18 protein-coding genes are annotated in these 22,945 nt (G+C 65.4%); 7 read left to right on the top strand and 11 right to left on the bottom strand.

The window, feature by feature from the left end:
- Positions 1-8 precede the first annotated feature (8 nt).
- Positions 9-1,178 carry an AAA family ATPase gene (locus tag BLU54_RS11700; protein ID WP_091908311.1) on the bottom strand — a complete coding sequence of 390 codons (1,170 nt, stop codon included), beginning with the start codon at positions 1,176-1,178 and terminating at the stop codon, positions 9-11.
- Between the two features lie 110 nt (positions 1,179-1,288).
- On the opposite strand from BLU54_RS11700, the gene trfA reads away from it, so the two are divergent.
- On the top strand, positions 1,289-2,254 hold the full coding sequence (gene trfA, locus BLU54_RS11695; RefSeq protein ID WP_235837912.1) for a plasmid replication initiator TrfA: 966 nt from the start codon (positions 1,289-1,291) through the stop codon (positions 2,252-2,254).
- Between the two features lie 3,242 nt (positions 2,255-5,496).
- On the opposite strand, the gene BLU54_RS11690 is transcribed toward trfA, so the two are convergent.
- Together BLU54_RS11690 and BLU54_RS23720 are read right to left on the bottom strand one after the other, a co-directional pair.
- A complete protein-coding gene (locus tag BLU54_RS11690; protein WP_091908307.1) occupies positions 5,497-6,123 on the bottom strand; it encodes a hypothetical protein in 627 nt (208 codons plus the stop codon).
- A 224-nt stretch (positions 6,124-6,347) separates the two neighbouring features.
- Entirely contained in the window at positions 6,348-6,485 is a 138-nt protein-coding gene (locus tag BLU54_RS23720) for a hypothetical protein (RefSeq protein ID WP_170845126.1), read from the bottom strand.
- A 320-nt stretch (positions 6,486-6,805) separates the two neighbouring features.
- On the opposite strand from BLU54_RS23720, the gene BLU54_RS11685 reads away from it, so the two are divergent.
- From BLU54_RS11685 to BLU54_RS11665, 5 genes are all read left to right on the top strand, one after another.
- Complete coding sequence (locus tag BLU54_RS11685) at positions 6,806-7,201, top strand: TonB-dependent receptor domain-containing protein (RefSeq protein WP_170845125.1); 396 nt, start codon at positions 6,806-6,808, stop codon at positions 7,199-7,201.
- 184 nt (positions 7,202-7,385) lie between these two features.
- Positions 7,386-8,291, top strand: coding sequence for a LysR substrate-binding domain-containing protein (locus tag BLU54_RS11680; protein ID WP_091908553.1), 906 nt, complete (start codon positions 7,386-7,388; stop codon positions 8,289-8,291).
- A 160-nt stretch (positions 8,292-8,451) separates the two neighbouring features.
- On the top strand, positions 8,452-9,444 hold the full coding sequence (locus BLU54_RS11675) for a hydroxymethylglutaryl-CoA lyase (protein ID WP_091908552.1): 993 nt from the start codon (positions 8,452-8,454) through the stop codon (positions 9,442-9,444).
- Positions 9,444-10,658: a CaiB/BaiF CoA transferase family protein gene (locus BLU54_RS11670; protein WP_091908303.1), complete on the top strand. Its 1,215-nt coding sequence runs from the start codon at positions 9,444-9,446 to the stop codon at positions 10,656-10,658. The genes BLU54_RS11675 and BLU54_RS11670 overlap by 1 nt, the downstream gene beginning before the upstream one ends.
- A 74-nt stretch (positions 10,659-10,732) precedes the next feature.
- Entirely contained in the window at positions 10,733-12,268 is a 1,536-nt protein-coding gene (locus BLU54_RS11665; protein WP_235837911.1) for an MFS transporter, read from the top strand.
- Between the two features lie 351 nt (positions 12,269-12,619).
- Here BLU54_RS11665 and BLU54_RS11660 read toward each other — a convergent pair whose 3' ends face one another.
- Positions 12,620-14,281, bottom strand: coding sequence for a methyl-accepting chemotaxis protein (locus BLU54_RS11660; RefSeq protein ID WP_091908550.1), 1,662 nt, complete (start codon positions 14,279-14,281; stop codon positions 12,620-12,622).
- 469 nt (positions 14,282-14,750) lie between these two features.
- Here BLU54_RS11660 and BLU54_RS11650 point away from each other — a divergent pair, with 469 nt between their 5' ends.
- Positions 14,751-15,890 (top strand): SMP-30/gluconolactonase/LRE family protein, encoded by a 1,140-nt coding sequence (locus tag BLU54_RS11650; protein ID WP_091908298.1) that lies wholly within the window; start codon positions 14,751-14,753, stop codon positions 15,888-15,890.
- 25 nt (positions 15,891-15,915) lie between these two features.
- Here the strand turns inward: BLU54_RS11650 and BLU54_RS11645 are convergent, their stop codons facing one another.
- The 7 genes from BLU54_RS11645 to BLU54_RS11610 all read right to left on the bottom strand — a co-directional run bounded on the left by BLU54_RS11645 (position 15,916) and on the right by BLU54_RS11610 (position 22,890).
- Positions 15,916-16,236, bottom strand: coding sequence for an antibiotic biosynthesis monooxygenase family protein (locus BLU54_RS11645; protein WP_091908296.1), 321 nt, complete (start codon positions 16,234-16,236; stop codon positions 15,916-15,918).
- Positions 16,237-16,347: 111 nt separating this feature from the next.
- Entirely contained in the window at positions 16,348-17,310 is a 963-nt protein-coding gene (locus BLU54_RS11640; RefSeq protein WP_091908294.1) for a DMT family transporter, read from the bottom strand.
- A 373-nt stretch (positions 17,311-17,683) separates the two neighbouring features.
- A complete protein-coding gene (locus BLU54_RS11630; protein WP_091908290.1) occupies positions 17,684-18,952 on the bottom strand; it encodes a porin in 1,269 nt (422 codons plus the stop codon).
- A gap of 107 nt (positions 18,953-19,059) precedes the next feature.
- The gene (locus tag BLU54_RS11625; protein WP_170845124.1) at positions 19,060-20,028 is read right to left on the bottom strand and encodes an ABC transporter permease; all 969 of its coding nucleotides are present in this window, start codon (positions 20,026-20,028) and stop codon (positions 19,060-19,062) included.
- Positions 20,025-20,960 (bottom strand): ABC transporter ATP-binding protein, encoded by a 936-nt coding sequence (locus BLU54_RS11620; protein WP_091908549.1) that lies wholly within the window; start codon positions 20,958-20,960, stop codon positions 20,025-20,027. Before BLU54_RS11620 ends, BLU54_RS11625 begins: the two co-directional genes overlap by 4 nt.
- Positions 20,957-21,994 carry an ABC transporter substrate-binding protein gene (locus tag BLU54_RS11615; RefSeq protein ID WP_091908286.1) on the bottom strand — a complete coding sequence of 346 codons (1,038 nt, stop codon included), beginning with the start codon at positions 21,992-21,994 and terminating at the stop codon, positions 20,957-20,959. Before BLU54_RS11615 ends, BLU54_RS11620 begins: the two co-directional genes overlap by 4 nt.
- Positions 21,995-22,014: 20 nt before the next feature.
- On the bottom strand, positions 22,015-22,890 hold the full coding sequence (locus tag BLU54_RS11610; protein ID WP_091908284.1) for a sulfurtransferase: 876 nt from the start codon (positions 22,888-22,890) through the stop codon (positions 22,015-22,017).
- Between the last annotated feature and the right edge of the window lie 55 nt (positions 22,891-22,945).

Genomic DNA, 22,945 nt, shown 5'->3' with positions numbered 1-22,945 from the left:
CTATCCCCTTAGTCCTTAGCCCAAATGCGGCGAATCTGTGCTTCCACCTGATCAACCGCCGCATCGTAGGCGACGCGCGCGGTTTGATACGTCTTCGCACTTCCCGTGTACTTGGTGATGTCGTACACGGTGGAGAACTTCGTCCCCGAAGAACTTGAAACAACCGTTTTCGGAATTTCTCCGGTCATCAACTTATCACCGTAGGCGACTTTCACCCACTCGCGAACCACGCTCTCGTTCACGTTGCCCTGGCCCTCCGTCATGCAGAGCAGCACGTTGATGAACGCCCACGTTTTCTCGCCTCCGGTCTGTTCAGCGATGGAAGACGCCAGACCAGAAAACAGCGTCCAAAACTGGCTGGAGCTTGCGAAGTCCATGCCGCGCGGCGGAATCGGCATGATCAGTCCATCGGCTGCGAAGAAGGCGTTCAGCGACAGGTAAGACAGCGTCGGAGACGTATCAACCAGTACCACGTCATAGTCCGCACGAACATCTTCCAAGCCTCGATTGAGCACGTCGTAGAAGCGGAAACCTGGTTCCCGCTTTGATTGACGACTGGGGATGTGAAATTCGGCAGCGAATGCGACCGGGCTGCAAGCCACCACATCGAGCCCGTCCCAGTACGTCGGCTTAATCGCATAGCGCAGAGACGTCTCGTCTCCGGCGCAGAGCGGCAAAATGGTATCTGACTCGTCGACCTGGGTGTCCGGAAGATAGCCGCACAGGCTCGTCAACGACCCCTGCGGGTCCAGGTCGATGCACAGGACGCGATAGCCGCGCAACGACAGACCCTGGGCCATGCACATCGTAGTCGTGGTTTTACTGACCCCGCCCTTGCTGTTACCCGTGGTAACGACCACTGCCCGGTCCCTGCCGCTTCTAACGTGCGATCGGCCGTAGGCTCGCGCCCATTTGCGCGCTTCGGCCAGCGAGAAATCGCGCTTTGCGCGATTGACCTCCTTTCCTGCGGGCAGATCGCCCTTGCTGATCCGACGCATCAATGCACTGCGGTCAATTCGGCAGAGTGCGCAGAGCTGCGTCACCGAAAAAGTCGGCGGCGTCTTCACATAGTCGGGTGAGAAGATGCTGTTTCTTACCCGCTCTACGACATCGGCGACCCTATCTGCCTGTTCCTCGATGTCCTGAATCGTGTATCCTGCACGCAGTGGATCTAACATTTGTTTGTCCGATCAGAAAATCGTGTCTTTTGATCAAAAAGTGATCGGCCATAGAATACTCGATCACCGATGCCAGTCCAAGCCTTATGACACCTAGAAAGCCTTCCAGGTTGATTCCGACCGCGCTTTTCGGCGACGACAAGTCGGTGGACGGCGATGACGCTGCGCGCGTTGCATTACGTGAGACGCCGCTCGACATTGCCACGCGTCTGCAGAAGGCCGCCGAGGAGCGGCAGGCTGCTATGCTTGAGCCGGCACGCTCCGTGCGTCGGCTTCAGATTCCGCTCTGGTCCGACGGGCATCGTCCGGTATTGCACGACCTCGTCCGTTCCGCGCTGTTCACGTGCGGCCAACGCGATGCCCGCGAAGATTTCAAGGCCAAACCAATCTACGCGCTGGAGCATATCAAGATCACGTACACAGGCGAAGAACTTCGCCAACGTGACTATGACGTGTATCTGCAGATCCTGCATCTGTCTCGCGGCGCCACCGTCGATGATCGGCAGGAGTGGGTCGAGTTCGACGCTCGGGCGCTAGTCAAGCTGCTCGGCTGGACGCAAAACAGCCGAAGTCTCGTCGAACTGCGTGAAACGATCCGGCGTTTGACTGCCTGCGCGCTCGAAGTAACCCGCGCGCGGACCAAGCAGAGTCTCGCCGTCGTATACGGTGGTCCGTTGCTATTGAAATACGCCGGGGCTCAAGAAGGCAGTTTCGACGAAGTCACGTTCTGGAAGGTACAGATCAACACGGAAGTCGCCTCGCAACTCCGGCCTGGCGACTACACCCGTATCGATTGGCACACGCGGGCACAGCTGTCCCCGCTGGAGAAATGGCTCCACGCCTTCTATTCGACCAATCAGCAACCGTATCCGATGAAGGTCGAGACTATTCACAAGCTCTGCGGCTCGCGGATGGCCGAGATCAAGTTCTTTCGGCGTGCACTCAAGGCCGCCCTGTCACGCCTTGTCGACGTGGGCTTCCTGGGCAACTGGGAAATCGACGACACGGACAAAGTGAAGGTCACGCGTAGTCAAATGATCACCATCGCCGAAGTCGCCGGTGATTATTTGACTTAAGAAAGGGCCTCTACCCGCCGCCGAGGGCTCTGGTAGCAAGTCAAATGGTCACCTCGCCTGGACTACTCGGTGACCATTTGACTACCTTGGCGTGTTCCCGCCACGAATCGACCTGTCGAGTTGCAGAAAACCCAGTACCCAGGACGCTTTGAGCCGGTTTTGCGAGCCGGCTTGGCAACCGAAGCACTCTAAAACACTGTCAACCCAGGCAAACGGGTCTACGGCTGGTGACTATTTGACTTGTCCACACCCGCGGCAGTCAAATGGTCACCACCGAAGTCAATTGCGCACCAACTCTCGTCAAATGATCACCGGATTCCGTCAAATAGTCACCGGACTCCGTCAAATGATCACCGACGATTTTCTTAACCTGCTGGTTCTTCGGGACTTTCGGGTCTCGATCGGCGCCGCTAGAAGGTTTTTAGAAGGTCTTTAGGTTTCTCTAGAAAGGCTTTTGATATAAATCACCCCTGGTACCTCGTTCAGACCTGACGAACCGTCCCTCGAAGATTCCCGCATATGTGCACCGAAAAGCACAGCCTCAGGCGACGCGGCGCAACTCAACCGTCCAATGCGTTTTCCGCCCCCTGGCGCCTTATACCGACGGACATAGGCTATCCGCCCGTACAAACCGGACGACGCGCAGCCCAGCTCTACGGTTCTATGACGCCCTGGAGCGCTAGCCGCTTGGCCGCCATTTCCCCATGATCCGAGACCGCCCAAGCCCGTTTCTTTCACACCGTGAAGACAGACCGCGATAGAAAGCGCTAACGTACCGGTGGTCATCTGACTTGATCCAGCCATGACAGTTCGGCGCGCCACGCGCTCTGCCCCTCTTTCCGTCCGGGTATTTTTATCTTTGTCCAAGAGCGACAACACCTCACGGCCCTGCCTCGCCGGTTGCTCCACCGTCACCCCTTAATAACTGCGTGAACAATGCGCCGCCGGTGAGTATCGTTGAACCAGCTCAAGCCTCACTTTCACGCGTCACCTGCGAGCCACGTCGCATCCGGACAAAACACGACACATTGCCGCCGCCATAGCTTTCGAGTCTGTCGCGCGAGACCGCTTGACGCTGCTTGAAGCAGCTTGACGCCGCAGTGCAGCGAAGCCGTGTTGGCTACCGCGCCGCGCCACGCGATTGGCCCGGACGGAACCATTGCTATCCACGTCGGATCCTGTCAGACGCGCGAGCCACGGCTCGGTCAAAACTCCGGCGCAAACAAAGCGCACGGGCGTTCCGCACGCGCTCAGCGTGCCGACCTCCATGCGCCAGCGACCGCCTGAGCGGAGAAGAGGTGATGTTGGAAGGCGACCGGGGCGTCCTGTCGGCCTCGTGAGGCCCTCCGGCCATCCTGCCCGTGTCGCGCTCCCAGCATAGGCCATCAGCAGTTCGCTAACCCAGCGCCAGCGACATCGACCAGACCCGTGGTGAGCAAGCCTTACGGGTCCTACCGTCTGGAACGGGATTTAAAAACGTTCAACGTATCGCAGCAGCCCGGATAGCACCAACGAATGACGCGCCTTGCTTTGCCAGACGAAGATGCAGCCCCTTTGAGTCATTGGACGCCACCGCCTCGTTTCTCCTGGCGCAGAACCGCCGCCGCGCCCGGGCCTGACTCAAGCGGCGAAGGCAGACCCGCAAGCGCACGAGCGGCAGCTTCGCCTCGCTACTATCGACTGAGAACGTAGCCGGCGCCTCAAGCCGCCCTCCGGCCCCAGTACGCTCACGATACCGTGCATGAGCAGCCGCTGAAATCTCGCAGGCGAGCGGGTATGGCGGTGATCGCTGTGCATGGGCTGACCGGCTCTCCAAGCCGTGGCGGATGCCTGCGTTGGAAGCAGCCGGCCGTCCGGCTGCGAGCACCCCTTGCCGCAACAAGCCTGATGCGCGTCCGTGCGACGACCTGACCGTGGCGCTGGACGTAATCAAACGCTCCGCCTCCAGCGAAGCTCGACGCGTCCCCACGCTGCAGGGCAGGCGCCGTCCCCGGCCGGCGCCTTGCCTTCCGCTTGATCGTTGCGATGCGGCAACATGGATGGCGCGCTAACCCTGGGCTCCCGACGGAAGTCGTGACGGCTTGGAGCGGTCAATCGGAAGCAGTCTGTTTACTCATCCCGGCGGACGTCTCGCGGCGAACGCGCGGAGCGGCGCCGGACGGACGCCAATTCAGCCTGACGCAACTTGCGGCGTCGTGACACGCCGCGTCGTCGCGCACGCACCGACTCGTTCAGCGACGCAGACGCCGGGCGACGTCGTCGATCCGCGCCACATACAGGCGGACCGTCCCAACGTCTCCTGACGAAATTTCGTCGACAGTTGCATCAGACAGTGACCGCACCAGACCACCCACCGAGCCCCCGAGATTATTAATGTCCTCACGTGTTGATGCCTTGGAGTTCGACGCAAGCACGCCCCCGGGCTGACCCAAATGCCGCCGCGCTGCGAAGCCAGGGTCTGCAGGTAGATCCGTGTCAGCTGCTTGTCGCCGTTAAGGCTCGCGCTGTTGGTAAAGCCGCCAAATACCTTATCCTGCCAGTTGCGTGTGGACCACTGCTTAGAGGTGGCGTCGCCAAACCGTTTGAACTGCCACGGCGCGCCAGCCATATAGGTTCGCGTACCAAACACAATCGCGATGGCCTGCGCCAATCTTTCCAGTCCGACTCCGATACGGTTCCTTCGCCATCTATTTCGATCAGTTTCGCATTGACCCTGCACCCGGCAGCCTCGGCGATGTGCTTCCCGTGAGAGTTTGCTGAAAATCGACAATGACATCCTCGATATGTCGGATTCCAAAGTAAGGTAAGTAACAAGCCTGAATCAGCTACGGACGTAGCGTCCATGTCGGGTGAGATAGGAACCGTTAGGGCAGGACGGGCGTCTCGGCACAAGGTCGGTCGCAGATCGGCGCGTGCCCTACCATCGGGGCAGTCGACCGCCGTGAACGACTGAAAACGGGACGCAAGTGTCGTCGGCCTGTGGTCCGCCTGCAGTCGACCCGAAGCCAGTCGATCGCATAGGCAACCCGATACAACGGCACTGCTTGCCGTTCTTGGCCGCTCTGCCGCTTACCAGCTGCTTCGTTTATCCCGCCAACAGCGGAATCGCCGCGCGCTCGGCTTCAGGGCCAACCCTTTGTATAGCCTGTCCGTGACGCGCCCGGTCCCGCCACAGCCGTGCGAAGTTGGGTGTTGCAACGACCGTCCGGTGTTCCACGCAGTCGCTAGCCGACCGTTCACGGCTATCCTCGGGAACCAGGGCCACGTTCCCAGGTATCGGACGAATACACTTGCATCCCGGCGACCCGATGCACCGCCTTGCGCTCCGCCCACGGGCCGCTTCGTCCGATACGCACCCGACCGTCTTCGCTCACGCGCCGTCGCATCGGGGGGCCGACGTAACACCCTGGCACCGGCGCACAGCTACCCGACGTATCGCAACAGTCGCGTTCCTCGACGCGGCACAATTCGCGGATCTCCACCGTGCAGGCGCCGATGCATTGCGTCACCTCATAATAGGCGACGCGTTCAGTGGGGATGCCGGAGGCCTCGCAGAGCACGTCGCCGACCGCCAGCGGGTTGCGCGCCTGCATGCAGTGTTGCCGGCGCGTCTTGGACGCTTCGGCTCGCTCACGCAGACCGTTGAGCCAGTGCGCCACGAAACTGTCGGCGTGCGGGCGTGTTGGAAAGCGTAAATGGAAATCGGGTCGCTTGCGGCGGCCCGAGAAGCCCAACACCGTCTGCTCGTTCGAGTCGATCAGCGCGAGTGCCTGGAGCGAGGGATCGTCCACCAGGACCTGATAACGGGCAGGGATATGCCCGTCGCGGTGAAAGCAACGAATGGAGAAAAGTTCGTCATCCTTAATCATGGCCTGGTCCCCGTACTCAGTGTTTGGCGCGATGTGCGGGAAGCATGAGGTGTACCCGAGCGGCCGGGCCCGCGTCTCGGCAGACGCTGTCCTTCAGTCTGCTGCAATGCGTGAGCGTCCTCGGACATGACGAGCGCGAGGACCCACGGCACTTTGACTAAGGCAACCGGAACACGGCTTGAGCAGGCCGTCGGCGCTTGAGCAAGTCAAATACTCACTCGTGCTCACTGGCGCAGCGCCGCCCCGGCGTCCGCCGGGCGGTTCGTCGGCAGGCAAATCTGCTCTGAGTCGTTGACCACGAGGAACGCGTCGGACCAATGTGCGAAGCGGGGTTTCGAGAATGGGTCGAGCGGCGGCGACATGCCGGGGTGCTCGTGCTGGTCAGGTAATAAGGCAGCGAACGGGAGTGGAGGCTGGTGTCGTGCGCCGCCCGACGATGGGCGCGGTTACGATCGTCAGGCACGGGAAGTCGAGCGCCACGCAGGCGTTGGTGAGGGCCGCGTCCGCGCCATTGCTTCCAGACCACCGTTGAAAACCTTGCACTGATCGCTGTTTTTCATCGCCTGCTTACCGAAAGCTCTTGCTTTGCAGATCAGTCGGTCTCGATCGATGCCATTGTGGGCAGGCTAGCCGGTGGGAATCAGCGTTTTCGACGCGGCTCACATGTGATGGCCTTACCCCGTTGCCGAACCTCGACGTCATTGCCGGCTACACGTTGGCCAACACCCGCAACGTGTCCAGCCCAAGCACGCAGGGGCAAGCGTACGACGGTGAGACGCCGCAGCACCTTTTCAAGATCTGGTCTACCTACCGCTTCACGCAGGGTCCGTTGGAAGGATTCACGTTGGGCGGCGGCGCCTACTTCCAGAGCAGTACCTATCGCACGACCAGCTATGTCCAGGGCGGTTATACGGTCTTTTCGGCCAAGCTCGGCTACCAGTTCAACCGTTATCTGAGCGCCGACCTGTCATTCGACAATCTGTTCGACAAGCAGTATTTCGCGCGTGCGCCATACACCATCTATAGCGAGTACGGCGCCCCGCGCAGCGTGATGCTGACCCTGCGGGCGACCTATTGAGGTCGCCCCTGCGCTGCCGCTGACTTCACTGGCTGCAGCGGCGTCCCGGCGGCCTTCGTGAGGCCCGCATGAGGCCCCATGAGGCCCCATGAGCCCCATACGCGCGTATGCCGAACTGATCTCGCCGCCGACCGGCGCGGGCCGATGCCTCGGGGCGCGGCGATATGCTATGTTGCTCGCCAACATGACGCCGATCGACCAGACCACGCTCCGGCTCTTCATCGCAGTGTGCGAGGAGGGCACCATTGCCCGCGCCGCCAGCCGCGAGGCCATCACCGCGTCCGCGGTCAGCAAACGGATTGCCGACGTGGAGGCAGCGATTGGTACACCGTTGCTGGTGCGCAGCCAGCGCGGCGTGGCCCCGACGCCGGCCGGCAGCGCGCTGCTCGAAAGAGCCCGCGCCATCATGCTCAGCTACGAACGGCTCAGCGCCGAACTTGGCGAGTATGCGCAGGGCATTCGCGGCCACGTCAAGGTGCTCGCCAATGTATCCTCGTTGATCGAGTTCCTGCCGGCAGCCGTGGCGGCCTTCATGAATCTCCATCCGCAAGTCCGCGTCGATCTCGAGGAACGCGTCAGCGGCGAGGTCGCCCGAGGGGTGGAGGAGGGCGTTGCCGACCTCGGCGTGTGCCGCGACTTCGTCGGCACCGGCCGTCTGGAGACCATCCGGTATCGGGCCGATCATTTGGTGGTGGCGGTGCGGCGCGACCATCCGCTGGCGGGCCGCGGCAAGATGGCCTTCGAGGAGACACTCGGCTTCGATCACATCGGACTGTCGTCGAATGCCTCGGTGAATGCGCTGATGGACCGCATCGCAAGCGAGAGGGGCGGCGTGCTGCGCTACCGCGCCCATGTCTCGAATTTCGACGCGGCCTGCCGCATGATCGAAGCCGGCATCGGCATCGCGATCCTGCCGCTCGAAGCCCTGGCCCGCGTGCGGCATGTATACGGTCTGGAGACCGTGCTGCTCGACGCCCATTGGGCGCGGCGCCAATTCATTCTGTGCGTGCGAGAGCGCGCCGCCTTGTCGTTGCCGGCCGCGCGTCTGCTCGAGCATCTGCTCGCGACTCGGGACAGTGCTCCGGATTGACACCTACCGGTCTCTGTCAATCGCCGGAAATGTCAATCGAAGCAATCACTTGGCGCCATCTCGTGCGGCGATGGAGTCCATCTCGAAACGCGTCTGTACAGTGCTTGCCGGATTCCTACACAGTGTGAAGCATCTGGTCGTCCCGTCCCTGGAGAAAACGATGTCCGCAACCCCATCCGGCACCGCCGAGCAAGCCGTCCTGGTCACCGAGGTTGGCCTGCGCGACGGCTTGCAGAGCATTGCGCGGACCATGTCGACTGCCGCCAAGCTGCAATGGCTCGACACCGTCTACGGCGCGGGCGTGCGCTCGATGGAGGTGGCATCGTATGTACCGCCGCGGCTGCTGCCGCAAATGGCCGACGCCGACGCAGTCGTCGAGCGCGCCCTGCAACTGCCCGGCCTGACGGTGACGGTGCTGGTCCCGAACGCGAAAGGGGCGGAACGTGCGCTGGCCGCCGGTGCCCACCGCATCGTCGCGCCGCTTTCGGTCAGCGAGGCGCACAGCCAGGCCAACGTGCGCCGGAGTCGCGATGCGATGGTCGACACGCTGCGCGAGATCTGCGCGCTGCGCGATGCCAGCGGCAAGCCCGCGCGGATCATCGGCGGCCTGTCGACGGCGTTCGGCTGCACGCTGCAGGGCGAGGTGCCGATCGCCGACGTCGTCGAGTACGCGTCGCGCGCGCTCCAGGCGGGCGCGGATACGGTGGCGCTGGCCGATACGACCGGCCTTGCGACGCCTGCACTGGTCGATGCGACCTTGCAGGCGGTGCGCGCCGCAGTCGGCGAGCGATGCAATGCGGTGCATTTTCACGATACCCGCGGCATGGCATTGGCCAACACGCTGGTGGCGCTGCGCCACGGCATCCGTGAATTCGACGCGTCGCTCGGCGGCATCGGCGGTTGCCCGCACGCGCCTGGCGCGAGCGGCAACGTCGCGGCCGAGGATCTGGTCTTCATGCTGGAAAGCATGGGCCTGTCCACCGGTATCGATGTGCGCGCATTGATCGACGCACGCTCCGTCATCACCGACGCCCTGCCCGGCGAATCACTCTTTGGAAGCATCGCGCGCGCGGGCGTCCCGTCCTATTACCGCGCCGCATGCGCGGACGTGGCGAACATCAGCGGCGCCGCTGCCGCAATGGAGTCTGTCTGATGAATCGTAGTGAAGCCCAGCAAGCCGCGCCGTCCCTGCCGCTGGCCGGCATTCGCGTGGTCGAACTCACCCATATGGTGATGGGGCCGACGTGCGGGATGATTCTTGCCGACCTGGGTGCCGAAGTCATCAAGGTCGAGCCGCCCAAGGGCGACGGCACGCGCCGTCTGCTCGGCGCCGGCGCCGGATTCTTTCGTACCTTCAACCGCAACAAGAAGAGCATTGCGCTGGACCTGGAGAGCACCAGCGGGCGCGAAGCGCTCGCGCGGCTGGTCGCCACTGCCGACGTGTTCGTCGAGAACTTCAAGCCGGGCCGCATGGCCGGCATCGGCTTCGATTACGAGACGCTGCACGCGCGCCACCCCGGCCTGATCTACGTGTCCCACAAGGGCTTCCTGAGCGGACCGTACGAGAACCGTCTGGCGCTCGACGAAGTCGTGCAGATGATGGCGGGCCTGGCTTATATGACCGGGCCGGCGGGCCGGCCGCTGCGCGCCGGCAGCTCGGTGAACGACATCATGGGCGGCATGTTCGGCGCGATCGGCGTGCTCGCCGCGCTGTACGAGCGCCGTGGCACCGGCGTCGGCAAGGAAGTCCAGAGCGCGCTGTTCGAGAACTGCGTGCTGCTGTCGGCGCAGCACATGCAGCAATACGCCGTAACCGGCAAGGCGGCGGCGCCGATGCCCGAGCGCATTAGCGCCTGGGGCATCTACGACGTGTTTGCGCTGGCCGGCGGCGAGCAGATGTTCGTCGCCGCCACCGGGCAGGAGCAGTGGCGCACGCTCTGCCGTCTACTGGGGCGGGACGATCTGTTCGCCGACCCGCGGCTGACCACCAACAACGATCGCGTGCTCGCGCGTGAATGGCTGATTCCGGCGCTTGCCGAGACCCTGGCGGAACGCCGCGGCGAAGAACTGGCCGCGGCCTTCGAGGCCAACCAGATTCCGTTCGCGCCGATCACGCGCCCGGAGCAGTTGTTCGACGACCCGCACTTGCAGCAGAGTGGTGGCCTCGCCACGCTGACGCTGGAAGACGGCGCCCAGACTCCGATGCCATTGTTGCCGATCGCGTTGGGCGGCGAGCGCCTCGGCCCGCGCCGGCCCATCTCGCGAATCGGCGAGCACACGGCCGACGTGCTGGCCGAGCTCGGTTACGACGCCGAAGCCATCGCGGCACTGGACGTGATTTCCCGGGACGACGCACAGACTGCCTAGCGGCACGCCGGCCGGCGCCCGTCGGTCGGCCCCCTCGACGCGAACCGGCGACAGACCGGTCCAAGGAGACAAACATGCAGAGCCCTTCCAACCGGACACTGAGTGCGACGCTTGGCGCACCGGCCAGTTCGACGCAGCGCGTTGCGGACACGTTAAGCAATCCGAATCGTGCGAGCGACGCCTCGGCGAAGAATGACGCGCGACCGTCGCAGGCGGGCGCCGCGACCGCGGCGATGACCAGCGCCGAAGCCATCTCGGCACGTCTCGACCGTCTGCCTGCCACGAAAACCATCTGGCGCTTCGTCGGTCTGCTCAGCCTCGGCCTTTACTTCGAGCTGTACGATCTGATGTTCTCGGGCTTCATCGCGCCGGGGCTGGTACGCAGCGGCATCCTGACGTCGACCACCCACGGTCTTTTCGGGACCACCGGCATTGCGAGCTTCATCGCGGCGCTTTTCGCCGGGCTGTTCGTCGGCACTGCCGGATGCGGATTTCTGGCTGACCGTTTCGGTCGACGCGCGATCTTCACCTATTCGCTGCTGTGGTACACCGCGGCAAATATCGTGATGGCGTTCCAGACCGACGCGTTCAGCCTGAATCTCTGGCGTTTTCTCGCCGGCATCGGGATCGGCGTGGAGACCGTCACGATTTCGTCCTACATCAGCGAACTGGTGCCGAAACACCTTCGCGGGCGCGCCTCCGCCTGTTCGCAGGCAGTCGGATTCTGCGCGGTGCCGACCGTTGCGTTTCTTTCGTGGTCGCTGGTGCCGCACGACTACTTCGGTATTGCCGGCTGGCGCTGCGTCGTCCTGCTGGGCGTGGTCGGCGCGCTGTTTGTCTGGTGGATCCGGCTGCACCTCCCGGAGAGCCCGCGCTGGCTGGCGCAGCAGGGTCGCATCGCCGAAGCCGACGCTGTGTTGCAACGTATCGAGGCTGCCGTCGAACGCGAGTCGGGTCGTCCGCTGCCGACGCCCGCGGCGCCCGAACGCGTCAGTCCCCGGACCAGGCTGCGCGAGCTGTGGGTGGCACCGTACCGGCAGCGCGTATTGATGCTGATCGTGTTCCACGTGTTCCAGACCATGGGCTACTACGGCTTTGCAAACTGGATTCCAACACTGTTGGTGCGGCAGGGTGTGACGGTCACGTCGAGCCTGATGTATGCGGCGATCATCGCCATCGCGGCGCCGGTCGGACCGCTGCTCGGCATGCTGATCGCGGACCGGCTCGAACGCAAGACGGTGATCGTCGTGATGGCGGGCCTGAACGTGTTGTGTGGCCTCGCCTTCAGTCAGGCGCGCGATGCCACGCTGCTCACCACCCTGGGGGTGTGCCTGCTGCTGGCCGGCAACACCATCTCCTACACCTACCACGCTTACCAGACCGAGTTGTTTCCCACTGGTCTGCGGGTGCGTGCGGTGGGCTTCGTCTACTCGTTCAGCCGCGTCTCGGCGATGTTCTCCGCGTTCGTGATCGCCGCCATCCTGAAGCACTTCGGCGTCGACGGCGTCTTCGTGTTCATCTCCGGTGCGATGTTGATCGTGATGCTCACCGTCGGCGTGCTGGGTCCGCGCACCCGCGACGTCGCGCTGGAGGATATCTCGGCACGTTGAGTCGACGACAGCGCGGTGCCCGCGCAGCGCTTCCGGCTGCGTGTTGTTACCGCCTGGCTTGCGAACCCGATGGTCAGCGCCGACACGAGCGCCGGCACGAGCGCCGATAGGAGCGCCGATAGGAGCGCCGGCACGAGCGCCGCGACGGATCGCAGGCGCGGCGGGAAGTCGAGCGGGAAGTCGGCGGGCAGGCAAGCGTGGCGGGGCCGGGCGGGAGGGCCGGCGCGAAGGCCGACCTGATGGCCGACGCGATACCGGAAGCGGGCCGCTCGCCACGCGAGCGCGCTGGCGGAGTGGCTTGGCAGTCCGGCTTGGCGGTTGTCAGCCCGCCGGGCCGGAGCGCAAAACGGCTCAGAATGCTTCCCAGCCCAGCTCGCCGGCCGGCGCTGCCGGGCTCACCGACGCTGGCCGACGGGCCGGGCCCGCGCTGGCGGATCGTGTGGTTGCGGGCCGCACCGCAGCCGCGGCGACGCCCTCCACCTGGAACACCGAGACGGTGCGGTTCAGACCATCCGCCTGGCTTTCGAGCGATTGCGCTGCCGCCGCCGCCTCTTCGACCAGCGCTGCATTCTGTTGCGTGACCTGATCCATTTGCGCGACGGCGTGCGCAACCTGATCGATGCCGCGCGTCTGTTCCTCGGTGGCGGCGGCGATCTCGCCCATCAGGTCGCGCACCTGGCGCACCGCGAGACTGATGTCTTCCATCGTGCGGCCGGCTTGGTCGACAAGTTCGCTGCCGGTCTCCGCGCGGGCCACCGAGGCCTCGATCAGCGTCTTGATCTCCTTCGCGGCAGCCGACGAACGCTGCGCGAGCGTGCGCACCTCGCCAGCCACCACCGCGAAACCCCGCCCTTGCTCGCCCGCCCGCGCCGCTTCGACGGCCGCGTTGAGCGCCAGGATGTTGGTTTGGAACGCGATGCCTTCGATCAGCACGATGATCTCGGCGATCTCGGACGAACTGCGATTGATCTCGCCCATGGTGCCGACCACTCGGCCCACGACTTCGCTGCCGCGCCCCGCGATCTCGGCCGCGTTCGCGCTGAGTTCGCTGGCATGCCGGACGGTCTCGGCATTTTGTTTTACCGTGCCGCTGAGTTCTTCCATGCTCGATGCGGTTTGCTGCAAGGCCGACGCCTGTTCTTCCGTGCGCGACGACAGGTCGAGATTGCCCGCGGCGATCTGGCGCGTCGCGGTCGCAATGGCCTCGCTGCCGCTGCGCACCGACTGAACGGTATGCGCGAGGCGCTCCTTCATGTGCGCGATGCCGGTCAGCACCTGGCCCATTTCGTCATGCACGTGGACGTGCACGGGACGACGCAGTTCGCCCGTCGCAATTGCCTCGAAATGCGCGAGCGCTTCGGCGAGCGGCCTGCCGATCGCGCGGCGCAGCACCACGAAGGCGCCCAGCGCCGCGCACATGCCTGCCGCCAGCGCGAGGCCGGTGATCAGCCGGAACGTGCGGAACGTCGATTCGACGCGCGCGACGCCGCGCTCGGCTTGTTCCGCCTGATATTTACGCAGGGCTTCGCTGGCCGACGACATGGCGCCATAGCTGGACTGCAAGCCGATCGCGCCGGCGGTGATCGCATCATGGTCATTGGCGGCGATGACCTCGGCAAACTTGTCCAGCGCGGCCTTGTATTCGACGCGTGCACGCTGTACGGCCTGCGCGAGCTGGTCTTCGTCGGCGCCGCGCGGCAGCACCAGGAACCGTTGCCACTCCGATTCCGACGTGTCATACATCGTCTGGGCGCGCTTGATGGTGTCGGTCACCTGCGGCGTGCCGGCGATGAACGCGGCGCGGTCGAGCGCAAGGCGGGCTCGCGCCGCGAAAATTTCGGCGGTGCCAATGTGCGCGGTGCTGGGCAGCCGATTGTGCGAGGTTTCTCGGTAGGCTTCGTTCGAATGGCTCATCCCGACCAGGCCGAGTCCGCCGGTGACGAGCAGCAGGAGGGCGAGAAATGCCATGGTCAGGCCGATTCTGGCCTTGATCGATATATTTGGGATGCGCATGCTTTCGCCTTTCGGATCGTTGGTTTGACGATTCGCTGCGGCGGAGCGCGAGTTCGACAAACGCGGAGCGCGACTGCCCCGCGAATGATCTAACGGCCGTTTGAAAACTTTCTTGAATTCGATACGTGCGCTGACGGGAAATCGGCAGCACTAAGATCTGCCTAGGCAGTGGTGGCCAGCGCCAGCCAGAGCGGCAAGCAGTGCGATGGACAGCACGTTCGTGCTGTCCATCGCACCACGGCGCGCGGCCACCGCGCACGCATTGGCTGCGCGGCGCTGGATGGTCGGCGGCGCGCCGACGCGACCTCGAAGGCGCTGCCGCCAGCGGCACGCGCGGCGCCGGCGAGCCGACAGAGTCGCGGCACCGCGTCCGTCGGAGAACGGGATGCACGTCTGGAACAGTGTGTGCTCGACCTCCGCGGACATTCGACCGAAGCGGCGAGCCGCTTCACAGCAGGAGCACGTATCGATGAGAAGCCTACGAACGATTGCCGTGCGGCGCGTCCGTGCCACGGCGGCGTGGACAGCAGTGGCGATCGCCGGCGCGGCCGGCATCGCAGGATGCGCCACATCGGCCAGCGAAATCCCGACCCTGGTGCCGGTCTATCACGGCAACCGCGTGTGGAACGGTGTCACCACGACCCATGACGGTCGAACGTTCGTCAGCTATCCGCAGGCCGATGGACCGGGCGTGCAATTGGCCGAACTCGACGGTGACGGCCGCGCGGTACCGTATCCGGCCGCCAGTTGGAACACGATCGCCACGGATCGCGACCTCGCGCACCGCTTCGTGCATGTCAACGCGGCGCGGATCGGCCCGGACGACGCGCTGTGGGTGGTCGACGCCGGCGCGCCGGGCATCGGCAAGCCCGTGGTGCCTGGCGCGGCGCGCCTGTTTCAGATCGACGTGTCGACCGGGAAGATGGCACGCGTTTATGCGCTGGCCGACGCGACCCGGCCGCAGTCGTACATCGACGATGTGCGCTTCAACGGCCGTCGCGCGTATCTGACCGACGCGGGTGCACCCGGACTGCTGGTACTGGATCTCGACACTGGCGCGGTCCGGCGCGTGCTCGACGGGCATCCTTCGACGATCGATACCCGCGCGCTGCGCGCCGACGGCAAGGTGGTGCTGGACGAGAGCGGTACGCCGCTGCGTGTGCACGCCGACCAACTGGAGGTGGCGCCGGACGGCACCTGGCTGTACTACCAGCCCGCGTCGGGACCGTTGGTGCGAGTACCGACCCGGCTGCTCGACGATGCCACGGTCTCGCCGGACGCGCTGGCTGCCGCCGTGCAGCCGTGGGCCGACACGCCGACCACGGGCGGCACCGCGATCGACGCGGCCGGCAACATCTATCTGAGCGACACCGATCACCGGCGCATTCTGAAGGTGTCGCCGGCTGGCGAGACCAGCACGCTGATCGCCGATCCCCGGCTGATCTGGTCCGACGCAATGTGGATCGACGCCAGCGGCTATCTGTGGTTGCCTGCATCGCAGCAGAACCGTACCGCCGGTTTCAACCAAGGCCAGATGACGGTGTCCTATCCGGTGTGGATCTACAAGCTGAAGATCGGCGTGCAGCCGAGCCCGATCGATCACCGGTAAGCGGGCGCGTGGCCGGCACGAAACCCTACTTCACCGTCTGGATGACCTCGAATCCCTCGAATTCGGGGTGACCCAGGTAGGTCGGCCGGCTCGGGCTGCTGTTGCCAGCGTTGCGGTGCGAGGCGCGGAACGCGTCTGACTTGGTCCACGCTTCGAAAGCGGACTGATCCGCCCAGATCGTATGGCTCGAATAGAGCACGTGATCGTTCCGGCGCGGGCCGCGCAGCAGGTGGAACTCGACGAAACCCGGCACGTCCTTCAGGTGCGAGTCGCGCGTCGCCCACAGCGTTTCGAACGCGTCCTCCGAACCGGGCGCCACCTTGAAGCGGTTCATTGCGATATACATGCTTGTCTTGCCTCGCTGTCGATGTGCCTGGGAGCGGCACGCCCTGCCGATTATAGGTGGGGCGCCGGGCCACGGTGCGACACCCGGGTGGCCATTGTGGTCGCTTGCCTGTCAGCGACCGCGATCTGGCGTGGCCCGGCGCAACCAGCTTGCCAGCAGGACATGACCGTTGACCACGAAGACACCGGCGAGGACCAGCGCCGCGCCGACCAGAAAGCGGGGCTCGAGCGGCTCGTGGAGCAGCCACGCGGCGAGGCCGACGCCGAAGAACGGCGTCATGAACGACAGCACGCCGACGCGCGAAGCCAGGTAGCGACGCAGGATCCAGAACCACACCAGATAGCTGAAGAAGGAGACGACCAGACCTTGATACGCGAGGCATAGCCAGTCGATCGGCCCCGGCGCGAAATGCGTCTGGCCGGTCAGGGCGGCGAGCGGCAACAGCAACACTGTCGAGGTCAGCAACTGGTAGAAGAGGGACTGCATGGCGGGCGCCTCGCTCAACCGGGTGCAGCGCACCGCAACCGTGCTCATGCCCCACGCGGCGCCGGCCAGGATGCCGAACACATCGCCCACCAGCATGGTCGACGCATCGAGGTCCTGGGCGGCGCCTGTTGGAGGGCCGGCGTCAGGGCCCAGCAGCGTCACGGCGATGCCGACGAACGCAACGCCGATGCCGAGCCATTGCGCGGGCGCCAGGCGCTCCGCGGGCAGGCGCCAATGCAGGACCAGCGCGGCGAACAGCGGCGCCGTGTAGAGGAAGACGGCCATGTGCGCCGCCGTCGTGTAGCGCATGCCCTGCGCGATGAACAGAAATTCGAGCGCGAACGCCACGCCTGCCACGAACCCCCCGCCCCTTACCCCGGGCAGCCAACCGCGCCAGCGACCGGCAGCCGCCACCAGCCCGACCACCAGGGTGCTGACTGCCGAGCGGATCGCAACCTGCAACACCGGCGCCACGTGCGGCGCGGCCACCTTGATGGTGATCTGCTGCATGCCCCACAACAGGCAGAGGGTCAGCATGATGGCAACGGCGGACGCATCGACATTCTTTCGATTCGGTACGACAGGCATGGCAAGTCGGGCAGGGGTGACGCCGGCGCAGCGGACCGGGCGGGGTCGCTATTATGCGGTCTCGCGGGCGGACGCATATTGCTGTTAACCGCCACCGTGTCGAAAGCGCGTCCGGCACCGCTCGCCGTCGTGCTTGCGCGGGTCCGCGCAGTCCGGGAACGCGCGGCGGGCCGCGTCGCTGGCGCGCAATGGGTAGATCGGGCGCATCTCGGGCGCGACCGATACCGCGAGAACACGCCGCGTGGTCCGCCCTGAGCGCATCTGCGGCGTCGAGACGCGGGCGCGTTCGAGCCGGTCGCCGGCGACATCGGCGAGCGGAAAATGCAGTGCGAACGGAGGCGCCGTCGACGCCAACGCCGCCGCAGCGAGCCGCTCAGAACTTCACGCGAAAGGCGGCATGCGCCAACAACTGACTGCGCGTCGACGAGGCGGGGATCAGGCCGATCTGCGCCACTTTCGCATCGCCGCCCGCGCGCTGGTAGGCAAGCAGGAAATAAACGTCGGTGCGCTTGCTCAGACTGTACAGCGTGAACAGATCAACCTGCCGGTACGCCGGCTTCTGGCCGGTTGCATTGACCTTGCCACGCGTCAGTTCGAACGCTCCCGACACACTCCAGTTCGGCTGGATGCGGTAGTCGGTCTGCACCATGTAGCTGTCGAAGCGCACGTTCTGGCCGGCCAGGCCGTTGTCGAAGACGTTGTGCGTCATGCCGATCTTGCCGCTCCATTGGCCCACTGCGACGCGCGCCCCTGCGCCTCGTGTTTCCAATGTGCTGGCCTGGGCGAGATAGGTTCCGATCGTTGCGATCGAGGCGGCACCCGTGCCGTCATACCATGTCTGGTAAGGATTGCGAACCGTCGTCGCCGCGGCGGCCAGCTGCACGATCCCGATCTTGTAACCCGCGCCGATGCTCCATACGCTGTTCCGGCTGAAATCGCCGGCCTGCCCGCCGAGGCTGTACAACGCGCCGAAGCTGAAGCCGCCAAGCGTCGGACTCATGTACTTGATCGCATTCGGCGAACGTCGGTTGGCGCCCTCGTTGTCGAGATCGTAGATCGTCGCGACCACGCGGCCCAATGCCATGACCGGAAACAGGTACTCGACGTTCATGTCGTACTGGGTGCCGAACGAGACCTTGCCATACGACGGGGTATCGATCCCGACGAAGGCTTGTCGGCCAAACATGCGTCCGTTCTGCTGGAAGTTGCCGGTGCCGGTGTCAAAGCCATTTTCGAGCGTGAAGAACGTTCGATAGCCGCCGCCCAGGTCTTCGGTTCCGCGCAGACCGAAGCGCGAGCCATCGAGCAGACCGCTGCGCATCTGATAGGCGTGACCGCCGCCCTGGTTACTGGTGTACGAGATGCCTTCGTCGACAATGCCGTACAGCGTTACCTCAGCGTGCGCTGCAAGCCCGTACGTGGCCAGCGCGAGGCCGAGCGCGGCGCGGGTGGCGCGGGCGGCATGGGTGACGCCGCACCGATGCATCCGCCAGGCCCGGCGCAGGGCGTCCGCGCGTGGACGGTATGGGAACGCGAGCGATTCCACGCGGACGGCGGATACCGGAGCGTTCGATGGCAGGCGGAACGCGGCGTGCGTGGCGTCGGTACGGGCACGTGAAACGGGCAGGACGGATCGGGTCATTGCTGCAGGGGCTGTGAGTGGGTTGCGAAGCGAGGGGACGAGCGGCCGGATCGGGCGCGCGAATATCGGCCCGAGGTGGCGCTCCGTACGGTGTCGTGGCAGTCGGATCAGACGCGACGGCGCTGGCTGATGTGCCAGGGAATCAAACGACGTTCGACCAGGAGGAATCCTCGGTTGAGGACGTAGCCCGTTGCCGCGAGCAGCAGTACGCCCACATAGAGGTCGACGATTGCCATGTTCTGTTGACTGTTCAGGATGAAGTAGCCGATGCCGCTATTGCCGGCGATCATTTCGACGAAAACGGTTACGACCAGAGATACCGAGAGCGCCAGGCGCATGCCCACCAACACTGTCGGCACCGCGTGCGGCAGCGCCACCTGCACCAGCGTCTGCCACGGCGTAAGCCCGAAGCTGCGCGCGGTCTCGTCGAGGGTGCGCGGCGTGCTGCGGAACGCCGCATAGGCATTGGCGAAAACCGGGAAGAACGATGCGATGGCGACGGCACCGACCTTCAGGCCCGCGTCGATGCCGAGAAACAGCATCAGCAGCGGCACGACGGCGGCGATCGGCACCGGCCGCGTCAATTCGAGCAGCGGTTCAAGCAGGTCGTGTGCAAAGCGGCTGCGGCCGGTCGCCATCCCGATCGTGATGCCAAGCGCACAACCGATCAGATAACCTGCGAACATCCAGTGCAGCGTGTGGCCCAGTTGCAGCAGCACGGTGCCTTGCTGCAGCGCGCCGACGGTCCGGCGCACCACGTCATCCACCGGCGGCAGCACTTCGGCAAGGCCGGGGACAGTCAGCGCCGCCCGCTGCCACGCGGCGAGCAGGGCGGCGATCAGGAGCCAGCCGCTGGCGCGCCGCAATGCCGCCGCAAGGTGCCGGAAGCGCGGCGAACGCGGCGAATAGGGTGAATGCGGCGAATGCAGCGATGCGGCGGTCGAGGTGGCGCGGGCGATGGATGACGGCCGCGGCCGGCCGTCCGATGTGTCCGCCGGTGGGGCCGCGCCGCGCGTCGCATCGGACGGGCGTGCCTCGTGGCCCAGGCTGGCGTGCAGGCTGTCGTTCGAACTCATTCGGTTTCCACTACCCATTTGGTGAGACTGCGCCGGTAGTCGAGGAACGCGGCACTCTCCTTCGTGCCCAATTGCGTCCGTGGCCAGGGCAGATCGATCTCGAGATCGTGCGCGATGCCAGCGCCGTCCGGGGCGAGAACCAGCACGCGATTCGCCAGGTAGACGGCTTCGTCAATGTCGTGTGTGACCATCACGACCGTCAGCGACAGCTCGTGCCACAGTTGCAACGTGAGGTCCTGCAGGCGCGCCCGGCTCAGCGCGTCGATCGCGCTGAACGGCTCGTCCATGAACAGGAAGCGCGGCGCCGATGCCAGCGCGCGCGCGATGGCCAGCCGCTGCTGCATGCCACCGGACAATTCGTGCGGGTAACGATTCGCAACGCTGGCCAGGCCGACCTGGCTCAGGTAGTGATCCGCATCGGCGGGCGTCAAACCACTGTGCCGCAGTCGGTGCCGCAGGCCGAACGCAACATTGCGTGCGACCGTCTGCCACTGAAACAGCGATTCGCTGAAATCCTGGAACACGAAGCGCGCGAACGTTGGCGGCCGACCGCGCAGCACCTCCCCGCCCACCGTGACGCAACCCTGGCTCGGTGCATTCAGCCCCGCCATCAGGCGCAGCAACGTCGACTTGCCGCAGCCGGAGCGGCCGACGATTGCCACGAATTGCCCCGGCGCCACGGTCACGTCGGTGCTGGCCAGCGCCAGCACGTCACCGTGACGCCCCGGATACACTTTCGCGACGTCCCGCACGACGATGCCAGCGCGTGCCGGCGACGCACCCGCGTCCCGATCGCCCGGCGCCGCGCCGCGGTCGTGACGCGACGCGTGGCGGGACACGGCGGCCGACGCACCGGCGGCGGCCGCCGACAGGCCGGCGGCCAGTCGCCCGGCCGCTGCGATGGCGGCACTCGCGTGCGTTGTACCGCTCATCGCTGGCCGCTCAGCGCGGCGCTCGACGCCGTTGCTGTCCAGTAGATGTTAGGTGCGATCGCGTAAGGTTTCGCAATGCCGCGCTCCTGGACACCCAGATCGACATAGGCCTGCGTGGCCGCCGCGTCGATCGGTCCATCGAACAGTTGTCCCCATTCCGGGTTGAGCAACAGGCCGGGTATCTGCTGCGTCAGTCGCGCGTAGTCGAGCCCCGCGATGGGTCCTTGCCAGGCGGCCTTGGTACGATCGTCGGCTGCGGCGAAGCGGGCTGCGGACGAACGCAACACCCGCACGAACGCGACCACCGCGTCCCGGTGTGATTCGATGAACGCGTCAGTCGAATAGTAGTTGGCGCCTGCCGCGCCCGGTGGCGTGACCGACTTCAACGCGGCCACGGTCTTGCCGCCGGCATGCTCGAGCTGGCGCTTGGTGACGAAGTCGAACGCGAACACGGCATCCAGGCTGCCTGTCTTCATCGCCGCGAGCTGCCCGCCAATCGGAATCGTGACGAAGTTCACCGAATCGGGATCGCCGTGATGCAGACGCACCCAATGACGGACCACTGACGCGGTGTACGGCGTAGGCGTCACGCCAATCCGCTTGCCGGCGATGTCGTCGCCGTTCTTGATCGGGCTGCCCGGCGTCGCGATCACCCACGAGTCGGTGCCATTGGCGGGCGCAATCAGCTTCAGGCCGGTGAAGCCATTCTCCAGCGCGGCAACCCACGCGAAGGTGTCGCCGTAGCCGATGTCGACCATGCGGCGGGCGGTCGCCAGCAGAATGGCGGGCCCGGCCTGCAGGAACACCGGTTCGATACGCAGGCCGGCGCGCTCGAAGTCGCCGTTGCGCTGCGCCAGTTGCGCGGCTAGGGCCGAGCCCTTGAACAGACCCACGCGGATCGTGACCGGTTCGGGCGGCGCGGCGCGCACGTCGCCGGCGGCGATCGGCAGCACCTGCGAGCCGAGCAGCAGCGCGCCGACGGCCGCGCGGCCCAGTGCGCGACGGCTCAGGCGGCGCGAGGAAAAGAATGTCATGAGGAATCGTCAGTCGTGGTTCAGCCGGGCTGGTCGCCGGTCGCGATCGCGCGTGCCTGGTCGTGGCTCCATGCAGACCACGAACCGACGTACAGGGCCGCCGGGATGCCGATGCTGGCAAGCGCGAGGATTTCATGAGCAGCAGTCACGCCGCCACCGCAATAGACACCGATCGGACGCTCGGCGGAAACGCCCGCCACGCCGAAGCGCGCTCGCAACGCGCGGGCATCGAGGAACGTGCCATCCGCGCGCAGATTGCCAGCCGTTGGCAGGCTGATCGCACCAGGAATGTGTCCGGCGCGCGGTTCGTCGGCCTGTTTGGTCTCGCCGGTGTAGGCCGTGCTGCCGCGCGCGTCGATCAGCACACCCTGACGTGCGATGTCGGCCGCGGCGTCCGCGTCGATCTGCTGGAGGGCGTCGCCACGCAGCACCACGTCTCCCTGTGCCGCGGTCACGTCGCCACCGACCAGCGGCAAGCCGGCATCGCGCCAGGCACGCAGGCCGCCGTCCAGCAGGCGGACGTCCGTGAAGCCGGCCCAACGCAACAGCCACCAGGCGCGGGCAGCCGACAGGCCCTGGCGATCGTCGTAGACGACGATCGGTTGACTCAGCCAGCGCAGGCCCAACCGTCGCAAGGTGGTCTGCAGTGCGGCGAGATCGGGCAGCGGGCGGCGCCCGACGCCTGGCGAAGCTTCGCCAGCCAGATCGGTGGGCAAATCGACATAGCGCGCGCCCGGCAGATGCGCGTCCAGATAGGCGGGTCGGCCGGCGGGGCCGTCCAGCACGAAGCGGACGTCGAACAGGGTCGGCGCGTCCGCTGTGTCGAGTTCCTGCGCAAGCGCGCGTGCATCCACAAGGTGCTGCGTACGCAGCGCCAGATGATCGGCATCGGTCATCGTTGAAATTCCAGAATGGAGTCCAAGGTGCGTCGGCATTCGACGCTCGGCAATC

The sequence above is a fragment of the Chitinasiproducens palmae genome, from assembly GCF_900095735.1.
Classification (GTDB): domain Bacteria; phylum Pseudomonadota; class Gammaproteobacteria; order Burkholderiales; family Burkholderiaceae; genus Chitinasiproducens; species Chitinasiproducens palmae.
This window is presented reverse-complemented; position numbering and strand designations above follow the sequence as displayed.